The sequence below is a fragment of the Pseudoalteromonas sp. T1lg65 genome, from assembly GCF_051930985.1.
GTDB lineage: Bacteria > Pseudomonadota > Gammaproteobacteria > Enterobacterales > Alteromonadaceae > Pseudoalteromonas.
Genome location: NZ_CP196837.1, coordinates 63,982 through 79,519, shown reverse-complemented (window position 1 = coordinate 79,519; position 15,538 = coordinate 63,982). Strand labels below are relative to the sequence as shown.

The 15,538-nt window shown below is 44.7% G+C and carries 12 protein-coding genes; 8 read left to right on the top strand and 4 right to left on the bottom strand.

Annotation, left to right across the window (positions count from 1 at the left end; translation table 11 throughout):
- Nucleotides 1-17: 17 nt before the first annotated feature.
- The 3 genes from ACSLBF_RS00365 to ACSLBF_RS00355 all read left to right on the top strand — a co-directional run bounded on the left by ACSLBF_RS00365 (nucleotide 18) and on the right by ACSLBF_RS00355 (nucleotide 3,383).
- The gene (locus ACSLBF_RS00365) at nucleotides 18-722 is read left to right on the top strand and encodes an HAD-IA family hydrolase (protein ID WP_440054674.1); all 705 of its coding nucleotides are present in this window, start codon (nucleotides 18-20) and stop codon (nucleotides 720-722) included.
- Nucleotides 723-805: 83 nt separating this feature from the next.
- Nucleotides 806-2,326 (top strand): peptide MFS transporter, encoded by a 1,521-nt coding sequence (locus tag ACSLBF_RS00360; protein WP_440054673.1) that lies wholly within the window; start codon nucleotides 806-808, stop codon nucleotides 2,324-2,326.
- A 172-nt stretch (nucleotides 2,327-2,498) separates the two neighbouring features.
- Nucleotides 2,499-3,383 (top strand): dTDP-4-dehydrorhamnose reductase family protein, encoded by an 885-nt coding sequence (locus tag ACSLBF_RS00355; protein WP_440054672.1) that lies wholly within the window; start codon nucleotides 2,499-2,501, stop codon nucleotides 3,381-3,383.
- On the opposite strand, the gene ACSLBF_RS00350 is transcribed toward ACSLBF_RS00355, so the two are convergent.
- Nucleotides 3,380-3,685 (bottom strand): DUF6482 family protein, encoded by a 306-nt coding sequence (locus ACSLBF_RS00350; protein ID WP_440054671.1) that lies wholly within the window; start codon nucleotides 3,683-3,685, stop codon nucleotides 3,380-3,382. The two genes, ACSLBF_RS00355 and ACSLBF_RS00350, sit on opposite strands and share 4 nt — an antisense overlap.
- A 131-nt stretch (nucleotides 3,686-3,816) precedes the next feature.
- Between ACSLBF_RS00350 and ACSLBF_RS00345 the strand changes: the two genes are divergently transcribed.
- Nucleotides 3,817-4,509 (top strand): pseudouridine synthase, encoded by a 693-nt coding sequence (locus ACSLBF_RS00345; RefSeq protein WP_440054670.1) that lies wholly within the window; start codon nucleotides 3,817-3,819, stop codon nucleotides 4,507-4,509.
- Here ACSLBF_RS00345 and ACSLBF_RS00340 read toward each other — a convergent pair.
- Nucleotides 4,504-4,890: an MAPEG family protein gene (locus tag ACSLBF_RS00340; protein ID WP_440054669.1), complete on the bottom strand. Its 387-nt coding sequence runs from the start codon at nucleotides 4,888-4,890 to the stop codon at nucleotides 4,504-4,506. The two genes, ACSLBF_RS00345 and ACSLBF_RS00340, sit on opposite strands and share 6 nt — an antisense overlap.
- Before the next feature lie 129 nt (nucleotides 4,891-5,019).
- Nucleotides 5,020-6,552, bottom strand: coding sequence for a GNAT family N-acetyltransferase (locus ACSLBF_RS00335; protein WP_440054668.1), 1,533 nt, complete (start codon nucleotides 6,550-6,552; stop codon nucleotides 5,020-5,022).
- Nucleotides 6,553-6,714: 162 nt separating this feature from the next.
- Between ACSLBF_RS00335 and ACSLBF_RS00330 the strand changes: the two genes are divergently transcribed.
- A complete protein-coding gene (locus ACSLBF_RS00330; RefSeq protein ID WP_440054667.1) occupies nucleotides 6,715-7,788 on the top strand; it encodes a diguanylate cyclase in 1,074 nt (357 codons plus the stop codon).
- Here ACSLBF_RS00330 and ACSLBF_RS00325 read toward each other — a convergent pair.
- Nucleotides 7,781-10,063 (bottom strand): penicillin acylase family protein, encoded by a 2,283-nt coding sequence (locus ACSLBF_RS00325; protein WP_440054666.1) that lies wholly within the window; start codon nucleotides 10,061-10,063, stop codon nucleotides 7,781-7,783. The genes ACSLBF_RS00330 and ACSLBF_RS00325 overlap by 8 nt on opposite strands.
- 297 nt (nucleotides 10,064-10,360) lie before the next feature.
- Between ACSLBF_RS00325 and ACSLBF_RS00320 the strand changes: the two genes are divergently transcribed.
- The 3 genes from ACSLBF_RS00320 (at nucleotide 10,361) to nadE (ending at nucleotide 15,483) form a co-directional block, all read left to right on the top strand.
- A complete protein-coding gene (locus ACSLBF_RS00320) occupies nucleotides 10,361-13,702 on the top strand; it encodes an ATP-binding protein (RefSeq protein ID WP_440054665.1) in 3,342 nt (1,113 codons plus the stop codon).
- Between the two features lie 259 nt (nucleotides 13,703-13,961).
- The gene (locus ACSLBF_RS00315; protein ID WP_440054664.1) at nucleotides 13,962-14,588 is read left to right on the top strand and encodes a YceH family protein; all 627 of its coding nucleotides are present in this window, start codon (nucleotides 13,962-13,964) and stop codon (nucleotides 14,586-14,588) included.
- A 64-nt stretch (nucleotides 14,589-14,652) separates the two neighbouring features.
- Nucleotides 14,653-15,483: an ammonia-dependent NAD(+) synthetase gene (gene nadE, locus ACSLBF_RS00310; RefSeq protein ID WP_440054663.1), complete on the top strand. Its 831-nt coding sequence runs from the start codon at nucleotides 14,653-14,655 to the stop codon at nucleotides 15,481-15,483.
- Nucleotides 15,484-15,538: the final 55 nt, after the last annotated feature.

Genomic DNA, 15,538 nt, shown 5'->3' with positions numbered 1-15,538 from the left:
CTTAGTAGTAGCGCGCCATGAGATTTAATAAAGCCATCAGCCCAATCAAAGCGATTAGCTTCGACTTAGACGATACCCTGTATGACAACCGACCGGTGATCATCGCCGCTGTTGCCGCCATGAATAACCATCTACTCAAGCATCCAGCATGGCAAAGCCAAGGTGAAGCATTTTGGAGCTTTTGCCGAAACACCGTCGCGACACAGCAACCTAACCTTTGTGAAGATGTCACGAAGTGGCGTCAGCATGCATTGTTGTTTGGTTTTCAGCAGCTTGGTTTCGACGATAGACAAAGCCAACAATTTGCCAAAGAAGCGTATCAGGCTTTTGCAGAGGCAAGAAGCCACATTGTGGTAACTGACGATGTGATAGCCTTGCTAGGCAAGCTCAGACAACGATATAAACTCGTCGCGCTCACCAATGGCAACGTTGAAGTCGAGAAATTTAATCTAGCAGGTCAGTTTGATTTAGTACTTAAGGCGGGAATAGACGGCCGCGCAAAGCCACACCCCGAAATGTATCATCGCGCGTGCCAGCAACTACAACTAGCCCCTGAGCAATTATTGCACGTTGGTGATAGCCTAGATACCGACGTACAAGGGGCGCATAGAGCAGGTTGTGCGAGTGTTTGGCTGCGCAATAACTTCACTCGCTACAGCTACTTGGGACTTGCTCACATTGAAATTGACAGTATTTTGGAGTTAAACGCACTATTACCGTGAGTATCGCACTACGGTTGCACAACAAGAGCAAATAACGTACAAATATTCTTTTCCACCATAACGATAATAATGGAAGTGAATATATGTCATCACAGGAACATCTCAGTGATCAGGGTTTTTTTGGTCATCCTACCGGGTTAAAAACCCTCTTTCTTACCGAAATGTGGGAGCGAATGAGCTACTATGGCATGCGTGCCATGTTGGTGCTCTTTATGACCGCTACACTACAAAGTGAAGGCTTGGGTTTTACCGTCGCTTCTGCCGCGGCAATTTACGGACTTTATACTGGAGCGGTTTATTTTTTGGGGCTTCCGGGAGGCTGGATTGCAGATAGGCTGATCGGTGGCCAAAAGGCGGTCTGGTATGGCGGTATTATTATTATGTGCGGACATATCGTGCTTGCTATTCCAACCCAAAGTTCATTTTTTATCGGTTTGATTTTAGTGGCTTCTGGTACTGGTTTACTCAAACCTAATATCAGCGCGATGGTTGGTCAGTTATATAGTGATGAAGACGAACGCAGAGACAGCGGATATGCCATTTATTACATGGGTATTAATCTGGGCTCGGTCATTGGTTATGCCGTATGTGGCTACTTTATGGAAAATGTGGGTTGGCACTGGGCATTTGGTGCTGCTGCAGTCGGTATGGCGCTTGGACTTGTCAATTACCGAATGACAGCATCTCACATCAGTACCGTTGGCAATCGTCCTAGTAACCCAATGTCAGATAAGGGACGCCGCACAGCTTGGAGCACGATTACAGCCCTGTTAGCAATCGCAGCAGCCGTCGTTGTAAGTGCCTACATGGGGATTATCGAAATAAATCCTGTGATTTTGGCTCAGTATGTGGCGGTCGCGTTCACAACAGTATTTTTTCTTTACTACGGCTTTATCTATTTTGCTGGTAATTTAGATGATAGCGAGAAAAAGAAAATGTGGGCGCTATTTTTAGTTTGTGTGGCATCTGCCTGCTTTTGGTCTGGGTTTGAACAAGCAGGTTCTTCACTCAACCTATTTGCCAGAGATTACACCGATCGTGTGATTGGCAGCTTTACCATTCCTACCGCTTGGTTCCAATCTACCAACTCTATTTTTATTGTTGTTCTGTCGCCATTTTTTGCCGCACTGTGGATTAACCTTGCAAAGCGAATGATCACGCCATCCTACAGCGTCAAATGTGCGATTGGTTTAATCATCATGGCCAGTGGTTTTATCGTGATGTTTTTTGCGTCTCAATACGCCGCGCAAGGCTTAAAAGTAGCGCCGATGTGGTTGATCACAACATACTTCTTACACACTGTGGGCGAACTATGTTTAAGCCCCGTCGCACTCAGTGCGGTGAGTAAGTTGTCGCCAAAGCGCTTTGCGGGTCAAATGATGGGGGTATTTGTACTGACTTACTCTATCGGGAATATTATTGCAGGGCTGCTCGCCGGTAGCTTCGACCCGAATAACGTGGAACAAATGCCCAACCTTTATCTGCAAATCAGCCTATTCAGTATTGGTATCGGTATTGCGGTGGCATTGTTTGCATTTAAATCCAAAGCTTGGGAAAACCAGTCTCAAAATGACCAACCTCAGGGAAATGGACAAACAGCTTAGTCCTTTAGGCTGGTGTGAATACACACCAGCCTCTTTCCTTACAAACTGTCATTCATCATGCTTAATCATGGTGTTTTTTCATCTTCACCAGTTTGCTGTACGATTCACTGGATAGTCGCAACACGCTTTGATAGAGTGAGGCGCAATTTATCAAATAGATGTGGATGTAGTAATGCATAAGGTAATGATCACCGGAGCAACCGGCTTGCTTGGAAGAGCAATTTATCGCACGCTTGAAAACAGCTTTTCTGTTATTGGTTGTGGTTTTAGTCGGGCTCAACCGCCGTTTTATTCTTTGAATTTAAGCGACCGTTCCGCTGTCGAAGTTTTTTTAGATACTCATCAGCCCAATGCATTAATTCATGCAGCTGCTGAACGACGTCCAGATGTGTGTGAAACTGATCATGCAGCAACACTGGCCCTGAATGTAGAAGCCACTCAATTTCTCGCCGCTTGCTGCGCTCAAAGAGGCATTCGCTTATTTTTTATTAGCACTGACTATGTTTTCGACGGTAACGATGCACCATACTCGGAACAAGCGACACCAAACCCTGTAAATTTTTACGGTCAAACCAAACTCGCAGGTGAACAACAAGTGTTGGCTGCCAGTGGTGAACATTGTGTTATCCGAGTTCCCGTTTTATACGGGCAAGTTAATGAGCTAACGGAGTCCGCTGTCACGATTATTGCTGAACATTTACAGCAAGATGCAAATTCACCGCAGGATAATTGGGCCATTCGTTATCCAACACATGTTGATGATATTGCCGCTACGTTAGGAGATATGTTGCGACTGGCAGTTAAAGGTGGCATTTATCACATTTCCGGTGATCAGGCGCTGACCAAATACCAAATGGCACAAGCCATTGCTACAGCTATCAACGTAGATGCCAAGGCTATCACAGCACAAGATTCACCAAGCAGCACCGCCACCAGACCTTATAATTGCGCGCTGAAAGACAATAAGCTACATCAACTTGGCATTAGCCACCAACGTGATTTTAACACCGCGATACAAAACGTACTGGCACCACATATCGTCGCTCAGTGCAGCTAAAACAGGTTATTTTGGCCAAATGGAACTTCTAGAGTATTGGGTGTTGTCCTAACCGGCTGCCCAATCATTTCATCATAAGCACTTTGATGGCGCAGCACCATTTGCCGATAGGACAAATGAGCAAATCGCTGCTGTATTTGTAGCGGACTTTGCGCTTGCAGCAGAGCCTTATCCCCTTCCTTAACATGATACTCGGTCCCATCAATTACCACGCTAACCTGAAACAGTGCCAAGTCTATTGAGTGAACAACTACTTTTTGCAGCGGTTGATAGGAAGCCAACGCGTTGAACTCGATAAACACAGTCCTCACCTCTTTATCGGCGTAAACAGAGACTCACAACTAAGACACGAAGCATCTCTGAGCACTTTGCGAATGTAATAGATACCGTATAATACGAGTCTGAAGAGAGTTTTGATCATGCAAGGGCCTACATGACATATCCAATGCGCTTAGCCAAATATATTGGTCACTGTGGTGTGTGCTCACGAAAACAAGCATCACGACTTATCGAGCAGGGGGATGTATCGGTTAACGGTCGTCCTGCCAACCATGTGGATCACGTGACGCCAGACGATCTGGTTGTTGTTAACGGAGTCCAGCTAACCGGCCCTGCTATTCGAGAATTATTTGCTTACCACAAACCCGTTGGTATCGATTGCAAAATAAACCCAGACGACCCCAGCAGCATCTATCATCAGTTACCCACCAATACACGAGTCTATCCAATCGGCCGATTAGATAAAGATAGCCGGGGGCTGCTGCTATTGACCAACGATGGGGCATTATGTAATCGCCTTATTCACCCTGACTTTCATCAGGAAAAAGAATACTGGGTGCGGGTGGATAAACCTTTGAGTAAGGAGTTTTGCCAGCGCATGGCTGCCGGCGTGCCTATACTCGATACCATCACTTTACCGTGCAAGGTAGAGCTGCGGTCTGAATACAGTTTCCAGATCGTGCTCAAACAAGGGTTAAATCGACAAATAAGGCGGATGGCTCAACATTTCGGCTATAAGGTCCAAGACCTATACCGTGTGCGAATAGCCCAGCTTTGCCTTTCCAATCTGCAGCTGCCTGAAGGTCAAAAAATGGCCCTGCCTGCAGACTATTTCGACTCGTTATAAGCCGCTTGCAACGACCATCGCAATTGCGCAACCAAGTCCGATTACCCACGTAATCGAGCGCAGTATATCTAGGTTTACCCAATAGAATACACAATAGAAAGCCCGCGCAATAATATGACCAATAGCCAACCACTGCACTAAAGCCGTGAATGTTTGAGAGCCAAATACGACCGCCAGCGCGACCGCAAAAACGGTTAGTGATTCGAAGCAGTTTTGATGTGCCGCAAGTGCTCGGGCGCCAAGGCCGGTCAATGTTTGCTGCTGAGCTCTTGGATATTTATTGTCATAACCACCTTGCTTTTGCATCGCTAGGGCGACTGGAACCTTGGCAAAATAAGGCAATAAGATAGCAATAATGGCGCAAATTATAAGAGTTGTCACAACGACTCCTTCAGTGATGGGTTGATTATTCCTTGTTCAGAATAATGCACCACATGACTAAAAAAAGCCATTGCGATCGTTAATGCAGTAGCTCAATTGGTGTAGACAAGAGTCTCTCTAAAAAAGCGCTTACTTCAATTTATGCTTCATTTCTACCGAATATAAATCTGTTCGTCTATCCAGTAAATTACGAACAGTCCCCTCGCTATGCAACAGCTTTAACTTATCTAAATCCAAATCACTAAACAGCAGCATTTCGGTATTTGGTGTCGCTTCATTGAGGGTTGAGTCATGTGGGAAAGAAAAATCAGAAGGCGTCAACACAGCTGATTGCGCATACTGTACGTCTAGACTTTCTACCTCGGGGAGGTTTCCAACACTACCGGCAATCACCACATAGCATTCGTTTTCAATCGCCCGAGCTTGTGCACAATGTCGTACACGTAAATAACTATTTTTAGTATCCGTCCAAAATGGCACAAATAATATCTCTACGCCCCGCTGCGCCATGATCCGAGACAGCTCAGGAAACTCCACATCATAACAAATTTGGATCCCAACACGACCAGCATCAGTATCAAAAACCGCGATTTGGTCACCACCTTTAATAACCCAGTCATAGTCTTCATGAGGCGTTATGTGTATTTTTCGTTGTTGATCGACTTTGCCACTGCGGTGACATAAATAACTGACATTATAGAGCTTATCGCCTTCTAACAAAGGCATAGAACCGGTAATAATGTTGGCGTTATATTCTATCGCCATACGCGACATTTGTTCTCTGAAATGCTCGGTATAGGTCGCCAACCAACGGATTGCTTCGGTTTGCGCTTGCTGTTCGCTCAACCCCATTAAGGGCGCATTAAAAAATTCAGGAAATAAAATAAAGTCACTTTGATAATCCGACACCGTATCAACAAAGTATTCCACTTGCTGGAGTAACTCTTCTACCGAGCCGACTTGACGCATTTGCCACTGTACCGCCCCGACTCTTACTACGGTTTTTTTACTTTCAATAACTCTATCGGTTGGTTCATACAAAATATTATTCCACTCCAACAAAGTGGCATAACCTTCTGAATCCTCATCTTCAGGTAAGTACTGCTTCAACAAACGCTTCACCTGAAAATCATTTGCAAGTTGAAAGCTCAAAATTGGGTCATGTAACTCTCGGTGATCAACTTTATTGATATACTCCATTGGCGACATCGTTTGACGATGCGTTTTATAAAGTGGTATGCGACCACCAGCGAGGATTGCTCGCAGGTTATACTGTCGGCATAGTTCCTTTCTAGCATCATAGAGCCTGCGCCCCAAACGCATACCTCGATGACTTTTGGCTATCACCACGTCCAAGCCATACAGTGCATCGCCATTGCTGTCGCTAAATATGCGGTTATGCGCATCGACAATATCATCATAGGTATGCGGATTAGAAAATGTTTGGTAGTCAACCTGTACACTCAATGCAATACCGACCAAAACCCCACCATCTTTAACGCCAATTTGCCCTTCTGGAAATTGATCTATTAAGCGAAAAATTGTGTGACTTGGCCACGCACCACCCAAATCAGGGTAGGCTTCATCCATTAAGTGCTTCACTTGCTCATAGTCTTGTTTATCAAGATTGCAAAGGCTTAACCTGGCTTTTTCGAGCGACATAGTGACTCCAAAATAATTTTGATTTTAATGAGTTACAGTGTTTAGTAAGAAAATTTTGCAAGTTAAGCATAGGCTTTTCGACTCACCTTAATCAAGCACCACAACATTTTTGTTGTATCACTCCTATACTTAGTACAAGCGAATTAAAATAAGAGGGAGCCGGTGGCACAACAACACCCTTACAGCAAACCAGACAATTCTGAAGCAGCAAAGTTTGCATTGTTGCGTAAGGTCGCTGTCTATTGTCTGTGGATCCATGCAGGGCTCATTTTAGTCTTTTGGCAGCTTGGCGTGCCTTTCCTGTCAGCGGTGAATATTGGTAGCGTTTTATTGTGGTACGCGGGTATTCGCTTGATTGATCAAGGCGCTTACTCGTTGGCTCTGCGGATTTTCTGCTTTGAAGTCGCTGCCCATGCTATATTGGTTTGTGCTATTTTGGGTATGGGTCTTGGTTTTCAATACTATCTCTGGACCGTATCCTGCCTAATGCTTTTAGACTATCAGCTGAAACTAACACGCGCAGTAAGCTATGCAATAGGTCTGATCTCGTTATTTGCGCTGCTGCAAATTTGGTTTGCAGATATTCCCTATCGCTATGCTTATCCTCAGCTCCTTCCTTACGTTCATACTATTAATGTCTTGGCTTGCGGGGTTCCTATGATTTACACCATTGCACAGATCCGAGAACTCACATTACAACAGAAAAACACCCTCGCGACCTTAGCGGCCCATGACCCATTAACTCACCTCTTTAATCGCCGCTATGCCAATGAACTAATACTGCATGCTAGAGAGAGCTGCCTATCAACAGGCTGTCCAATCTGCGTATTGATGGCTGATATTGACCATTTCAAAGATATCAACGATGAATTAGGACACGACACTGGCGATGCGGTACTTGTTCACGTCGCTGAAGTGATACAACAGCATCTTAAGCCGGCTGATATTGCTGTACGTTGGGGTGGAGAGGAGTTTTTATTTGTACTCGCCCCTTGCAATATTGACGAAGCGACGACTCGCGCCGAAGCACTGCGCAAAGCCGTTGGTATGATACATTTCGACAAGTGGCAACTGAACTTAACCATTAGCCTTGGCGTTACCCAATGGCAAGCGTCACAAAGCTTTGAAGAGGCAGTTCAAGTGGCTGATACAGCACTGTATGACAGCAAGAATAGCGGTAGAAATAAAGTGACTACCGCCATGGGAGGCGCCATTTATGCCTCACAAATTAGTTAACTGGAGTGATGATTATCTGGTGCATCCGCTCTGACGGCAACAATGGCACAGTCTCACCTGTAGCATAAGCTTCGAACCCTGCTCGGTAAAAAGGTGAGAGTGGATGACCGCTTTGACCACCAGCTACCGTCATTATCGCTTGGTCAAGATATCCAGGTTGCACAATAAAGCGCTGTGAGGCTCCACTTGCCGGTGCTTGTACCGCTGGCATGTATTTGTCACCAAACCCTGGCATCTCCGGCATGTCTAACAAATGACTCAGCCATGGAATTTGTTTTGAGAAAGGATGTTGCACTTTTAATTGATTGACTGTCCCCCACTGCCAAGCCGCCATATTTTCTCCAAATTGTTGACTGAGTTGTTGTTTGGCCGTTTGATACGAAGCCAACTGTAACGCTTGCCAAGATTCATCTTGAACCAGCCAATCCTCTGGCTGTTGTTGCAACAGTTGCCACATGGCAGGCTCTAAATACCTTTCAATATGGGATAAGGAACTATTTTGCTGTTTAAGGACATGTTCAACAGGAGAGAATATCCGATCTAACAGCGCAGCACGAAAACGCTTAACCAACGTGTAGCCCACCGAGTCACTGCACGCACAAGCTTGCCAATCAGCCAACAAACTAAGATCTTGTTGGTAAACAGTCTTGTCTCCGTGCTCTGTAAGTAATTGTGTCAGCTGTTTGTGCCACGGGCGCAAGAACCGCGCTTCGTTGTCTAATTGTAATGCGTAGAAATCACTTTCTTTAAAGCGATTCTTTTGTAACAGCCCTTCTCGTATCTGCAACGCTCTTGCACCGAGTGCATATCCACCATCACCAAACTGGATATTGTCAGAAGCAGAAACCACTCTTGAATTGGCTGTCCAAATACGACCGTGTTCTGGACTTATCAAGCTCGGGCGATGGGTTAAGTTTGTTTGCCACCCCTGATCATACCGGCTGACAGCAACGTCAGAGAGTACTGCACGATTTGGGATAGCGCCCATTAACGTCCAAGCAGCATCGCCTTGTGTATCAACAACGACTAGATTTTGGGTAGGGATCCCAACCGCACTTGCAAGCTCAACAGCGGTTGCTGCCGTTGCCGTGTTTTCTAGCATCATGAGGTTAAAATTTACCGCATAAGGTTGATGAGCGACCCAGCTCAGAGCATATCGTTGACCTGCGATCTCTGTCACAGGGCCGTATGCACTTACGGGTAATGAATATTCAACATATTCACCACTGGGTAATGCAATGCGTTCCGATTGTAAGACGACCTCATCTTCAACACCGATGCTAACCCAGTCGGCTAAATCCATGTAACTATTAGTGAATCCCCATGCAATCTTACTGTTCGTACCAACAACAATCGCTGGAGCCCCAGGCAACGATACGCCAGTCACCTGAAGTTGCTCGCTGTCTTGAAGGTAGTTTAATTGTGCTCGATACCAAATTGGTGGCACATTTAGACCAAGGTGCATGTCATCGGACAACATTGCAGAATCTGTATTTGTTAATGCTGCGGTCACCGCCCAGTTATTACTGCCGACTTCGATTTGCTCTTTGATATCATAAAGCATCGCTGTTTCTTGCTTTGGCAGACTCGGCACCGGACGCCCATACACAGGTAGCTCACTGCCATCCAAAGCAGCTTGATAACGACTCGGCTGTAACAGAAAATCCAGCATGTCTTGGCCAAATTCCTGCGCTAGTAAAACCAACGCCTGGTCCCGCTGAAAATTGCCGCTTTGCAAGTCCAAATACATGCTATAAATCACTAACAAGCTGTCTGCTGCAACCCAAGGAGCTGGCTCAGCACCCAACAAAGTGTACTCATATCCTTTCATACCGATTTGCTGGCGGCCTTCATTCACTCCTTGCACATAACGCGATAAAATGTCTCGGTGATGGTCGGATAGTGCACCTACGGCACGCTCCGCGCGCTTTCTAAATTGGTGAAACCGCATTGATTTATCCAGTTCAAGTGCGGCTTCTCCAAATAGCTGACTTAACTCGCCAGCGGCATTTCGGCGCAGTAGATCCATTTGGAAAAATCGGTCTTGTCCATGCGCGAATCCAAGACCATAAGCAGCATCAGCTCTATCTTCAGCGGTTATCACCGCTTGACCAAGCCCATCGCGAGCAATCGACACTGCATTTTTAACCGCTTTGGATGTGCCTTTTCCATCCAAAGTTGGCAAGCTCAACGTCAAAAAACCATAGACGACTGCGGTTGCAGCAAGGATTAAAATCAGCACTGACAAAAGTAGCACCTTGAACCAACGTAACATGTTGAATTCCTTTTTTTGATTTATCGTTTTAGAGCGCGTCAAAAAGTCGCAAAGTTTGATTAACCTAAAGAGGTATAGCACGAGCGTCAAAAATTATCGCTTTAATCTCTATCGTTTCCAAACATGCTCTGCAAGGCTCATTACTAACATTTAAAGTATTTATATATCAAACCGATGTTACGCTTTTTAACGACTCTGAGACGCTCAGCTAACCCATTAAAATTTCTTTGTTTGATGGAGTTTTTTTTGCTCTTTTGTGAGCTATATTTACGTTACATGGACTAAAAATCAATAAAAATGCTAGCACAATATTCTGCATCGCCACGAAAACTCCGCTCGGTTAAAGCTGGCTTTTGGTTAATGCTAAGCGTCATGGCAGTAATAGCTTGGCACGTCGACAACGTCAATTACCAACGACTTGTGGAAATAGAGCGCTCTAGAGTTGTAGAAGAAGCAAATGTTTATCGGACAAAAATAGAAGGCGTCCTTGCTAAAAACGTGCAGCTCGTTAGAGGACTAAGCGTTGTGTTAGCAAATTCCACAGATCTATCTCAAGAAAAGTTTGCGACACTTGCTCAGCCGTTATACGCCAGTAGTAAAATAGTCAGAAACTTAGGTGCAGCTCCCGATATGACTTTGAGCTACATCTACCCACTCAAAGGCAATGAACAAGCCCTAGGACTGAATTACTTAACTCATCCAGAGCAAAAATTTGCTGCCGTTCAAGCTCGGGACTCGGGTGAAATTGTGATGTCCGGTCCGCTAGAGTTGGTGCAGGGCGGAATGGCTCTCATTGCTCGCGTGCCCGTAATTCAGCAGGACAGTCGAGCTTTCTGGGGATTGCTTTCCGTGGTCATTGACGTCGATGCCTTGTTTGAGCAGGCTGAACTCCACCAGCTAGAAGAGAGCTATTATGTCTCGCTGCGCAAAGTGGATAACGATGGCATCGAGGGCGATTACTTTTATGGTTCAAAACAGATCGACAAATACTCACCTATCTCATTTTCCGTCTCTTTTCCTCAGGGGGAATGGAAACTGTATGTTGCTCCGCGTTTCGGCTGGCAGCCGATGACTTCAGCATTATGGCCATTTCGACTTTCCATGTTAGTGCTCATCATGATTTTTATCGGTGCTTTCTTTTTTATTTCTAGGTTGCTTGACCAGATCAGAGAGCAAACCGAAGCACTCACCAACATGGGAATTTTAGCTAAAGTTGGCGCGTGGGAACTCGATATCGCGAATCGGGAGATTCACTGGTCAGAGGTAACCAAAAGTATTTTCCAAGTACCGGCTGATTTCACGCTTACTTGGAGCAACGCGATCGAATTTTTTCAACTGGGAGATAGTAAAAAACGCGTACAAGAGCTACTGGATAAATTGATTCGTACAGGCCAAGAATTTGAAGCTGAGTTCCAGGTCACCACATACACAGGTAACAACCTTTGGCTCTTGATCAAAGCAAGAGCAAATCACAGAGCGGGCAGAACAAGTAAAGTCTATGGTTCAGTACAAGACATACAAGCTCGTAAACAAATGGAAATCGAGCACCGTAAAGTCGCCAAAAATAACGAGTTGTTAGCGCAGTTGAGTGCCAATGAAAGCATCCTCAACAACCACTTAAATAAAGCGATGATATTATGTGCCGACACATGCCGCGCAGGCGTGGCAGCAAACAAAGTCAGTATCTGGCAAATGAATCAAGAACAGACAATTCTCACTCCACGCTGCTTTACTAATTCAAATATCGATAACCTGCAACACTTCCCATCATGGCGAAAATCTAGTCACCCGTCACTGTTTCGAGATATCACTTCAAACCACTTGATTTTAGCAGATGTTGCCAGCCAGCACCCTGCTCTGCAAAACCTCCAAGAGCCCTATCTGGATCCATTTGATATCAAGGCAATGCTGTGTGCACCGATCCTGTATAAAAATACCGTACTTGGTATGCTATCGGTGGAATACAGCCAAACTAAACCAGAGTGGACTCAGGGCGATATTAGATTAATTAAATCCATTGCGGCCATTTTGGGTAGTTTGTTTGATAGCAATGCACGCAGACAAGAAAAAAATCAGGCGCTGATAGCCAAAGATCTCGCCGAGCAATCGGCTAAGATGAAAGCTGAATTCCTCGCTAGTATGAGCCACGAAATTCGTACTCCGCTCAATGGGGTACTTGGCATGATTGATATTGTTATGCAGTCAAAATTAAATGCCACACAAAAGCACCAACTCTCGCTGGCACAAAGCTCTGCAAACTCCTTACTGACAACGATCAATGACATTCTCGATTTTTCGAAAATAGAAGCGGGCAAATTACAAGTTGAACAGGTAGAATTTGATTTAATCCAAATACTCAGCAACACGATTGCCGAGTTTTCACAAGCTGCGTATAAGAATCACAATCAACTGAGAATCGACCTCAGCGCAATGACAATTCAAAAGGCTTCAGGTGACCCACATCGCTTAAAGCAAATCCTGAACAATTTACTGAGTAATGCCATTAAGTTTACCCAAAACGGAGATATCTGTTTAACTTGCCACACCGAGACCATTAATCATAAAACCAAGCTGTGGTGCAGCGTAGAAGATACCGGTACTGGGATCAGCAAACAAAAGCTCAGTAAAATTTTTGATTCTTTCACCCAAGCAGATCTATCCACAACAAGGCAATATGGTGGCACAGGGCTTGGGCTCAGTATTGCCAAACAACTATGCAACTTGATGGATGGTGATATTCAGGCATTCAGTAAAGAGAATATGGGCAGTAATTTCACCTTTCACATCACGCTAGCGGCGCCGATTGCAATAAAACCTTTATATCCAAATCAAAACCCTGTACTTATCATTTTCTCTGAACAAGCAAGCTGTATTGACGAACACTTTTTAAGACCTTGGTCTATCAACTGTCACTCGGCAAACACGTATCAAAAATTGGTAGACTTACTCGCTGATTCACCAATCAGCCCCACTATAGTTCTTCTTGATACCGATTCAATACTGAAGTTATCAGGATCACAGCAACAGCACTTAAAAGGCCAATTTACTCGCCACCATATTCCCTTTGGTTTACTGAGTCATTCACATACGGTTCTTACAGAGACTATCTTTTCAGAAACCATACAATTGTTTTACCCACTCACTCCGTTTACAGCACTGAAGCTGTTTCAACAATACGACAATGCAGAAGCCAGCGCTGCACAAAGTACCGAGCAACGTCTAGAACTCACCTCTCAACTGCAAGTGCTTTTGGTCGAAGACAACAAAATCAATCAGACCGTTGCACTCACTTTGCTAAAACGGTTAGGGATTGAAGCGAAATGTGTCGAAAATGGTGAACAGGCTATTACTTGGTTAAAACAGCAACCTACGTGCTATGACATTATCTTAATGGATTGCCAAATGCCGATAATGGATGGCTATCAAGCGACACAGCAAATCAGGCAGGGACAGGCTGGAAAACAGCACCAGCAAAGCCATATCATTGCACTAACCGCCAATGCAATGCAAGGAGATCGAGAGAAATGCCTAGCGGCTGGAATGAACGATTATCTCAGTAAGCCCATTGATTTTGAGTTGATGAAAGAGAAGCTATTAGCAGTCTGCCAAGACACGTTAGACATGGCACAAAATCAATAATTAACTATCTATATTTGCCTCAATTTACTGAATCGTGATATTACCAAGGTAATCTGACGACAATTTATATCAATTGTATTAATTTGATAAGCGCGTTACAGCAAAAAGCAACGTGCAACTACAAAGTCGCAACTGACTAACACGAAAGGCAGGTAATCTATACGGGCACGGTTAAGTGCAACTTAGCTATTTAACCGTGCAACGGCCTTTTTAGGGTTATTCGGTAAAATAATTGGTCTTAATCAACATAGGGAAAGCCATGCAGTTATCAGAAAAAGAACAGCGTGTGATCGGCAGCCTGATCGAAAAACAAGTTACCACGCCAGAACAGTACCCTCTGTCTTTAAACGCTCTAACAAATGCGTGTAACCAAAAATCCAATCGAGAGCCCGTAATGGAGCTATCACAAAGCGAAGTCCTAGACACGCTAGACGATCTTTTACAAAAGCGCCTAGTCACTTGTGACGAAGGTTTGTCTTCGCGCGTCAATAAATATAGCCAGCGTTTCTGCAACAGTGAATTTGGTCACCTTAAAACCAATGAGAAACAACGAGCGATTCTTTGTTTACTGCTTTTGAGAGGTCCACAGACTCCTGGAGAATTAAGAACGCGCAGCAATAGACTCGCCGAATTCAGTAGCGTGCAAGACGTTGAAACCACACTTGAGCAATTGATTGATCATGAATTTGTTACCAAGCTAGAAAGAGAACCCGGAAAGCGGGAAAGTCGATATCAGCATAACTTTGGTGATCCAACCGAACAGCTCGTTACAGAGCAAGCTTCACCACCTGCAGCCTTAGGTAATACAGAAATAGATATGCTGATGGAAGAAATTTCCGCTCTCAAAGCAGAGTTAAACAGGATTAAGCAGCATTTGGGACTTTAAAAACCAAGCCTTTGCCAACATAATAACGGTTTAAATTCTTATCTCCACCGATTGAGGAAATACAATGCGCGAAGCCATACTTGCAGAAATGAAGGTTCAATCAGAAATCGATCCTGAGTTTGAAGCAAACCGACGAATCGAATTTATCAAGTCGCGCCTACAGGCTTCTGGGTGTTTTTCCTTAGTATTAGGAATTAGCGGCGGTGTTGACTCATCCACCTGTGGTCGTTTGTGCCAATTGGCTATAGAGCAATTAAACGTTGAGCACAATACTGACGCCTATCAATTTATTGCCATGCGATTGCCTTACGGTGTGCAAGCGGATGAAGACGAAGCACAGCTGGCATTGGACTTTATCAGGCCAAGTAAACGGATGACTGTAGATATTAAACCAGCTGCAGATGCAATGCATACGCAGGCTTTGCAAGCAATGAGCTTATCGAATACCAAACTGCCAGATGCTAGCGCTGTTGATTTCATAAAAGGCAACGTAAAAGCGAGGCAACGAATGGTCGCACAATACGAAATCGCGGGTCTAACAAGAGGATTAGTGGTAGGTACAGATCACAGCGCGGAAAATATCACCGGCTTTTACACTAAGTTTGGTGATGGCGCGTGCGATTTAGCACCGTTATTTGGGCTCTCTAAACGCCAAGTTAGAGCGGTTGCAGGCTTCCTTGGCGCTCCTGAGCTGTTAATCAACAAAACACCAACAGCCGATTTGGAAACAGACCGTCCAGGACTGGCTGACGAAGAAGCACTAGGACTAAGTTACCACGAAATCGATGATTTTCTTGAAGGCAAGCCCGTCAGTGATGCCGTCAGTGAAAAGCTCATTGCTATTTATTTACGCACCCAGCACAAACGTCAGCCGATCCCAACAATATATGAATAATGCAGCCATAGTTTAAGTGCAGTGCATTAACGCACTACACTTAACTGAACCTAAT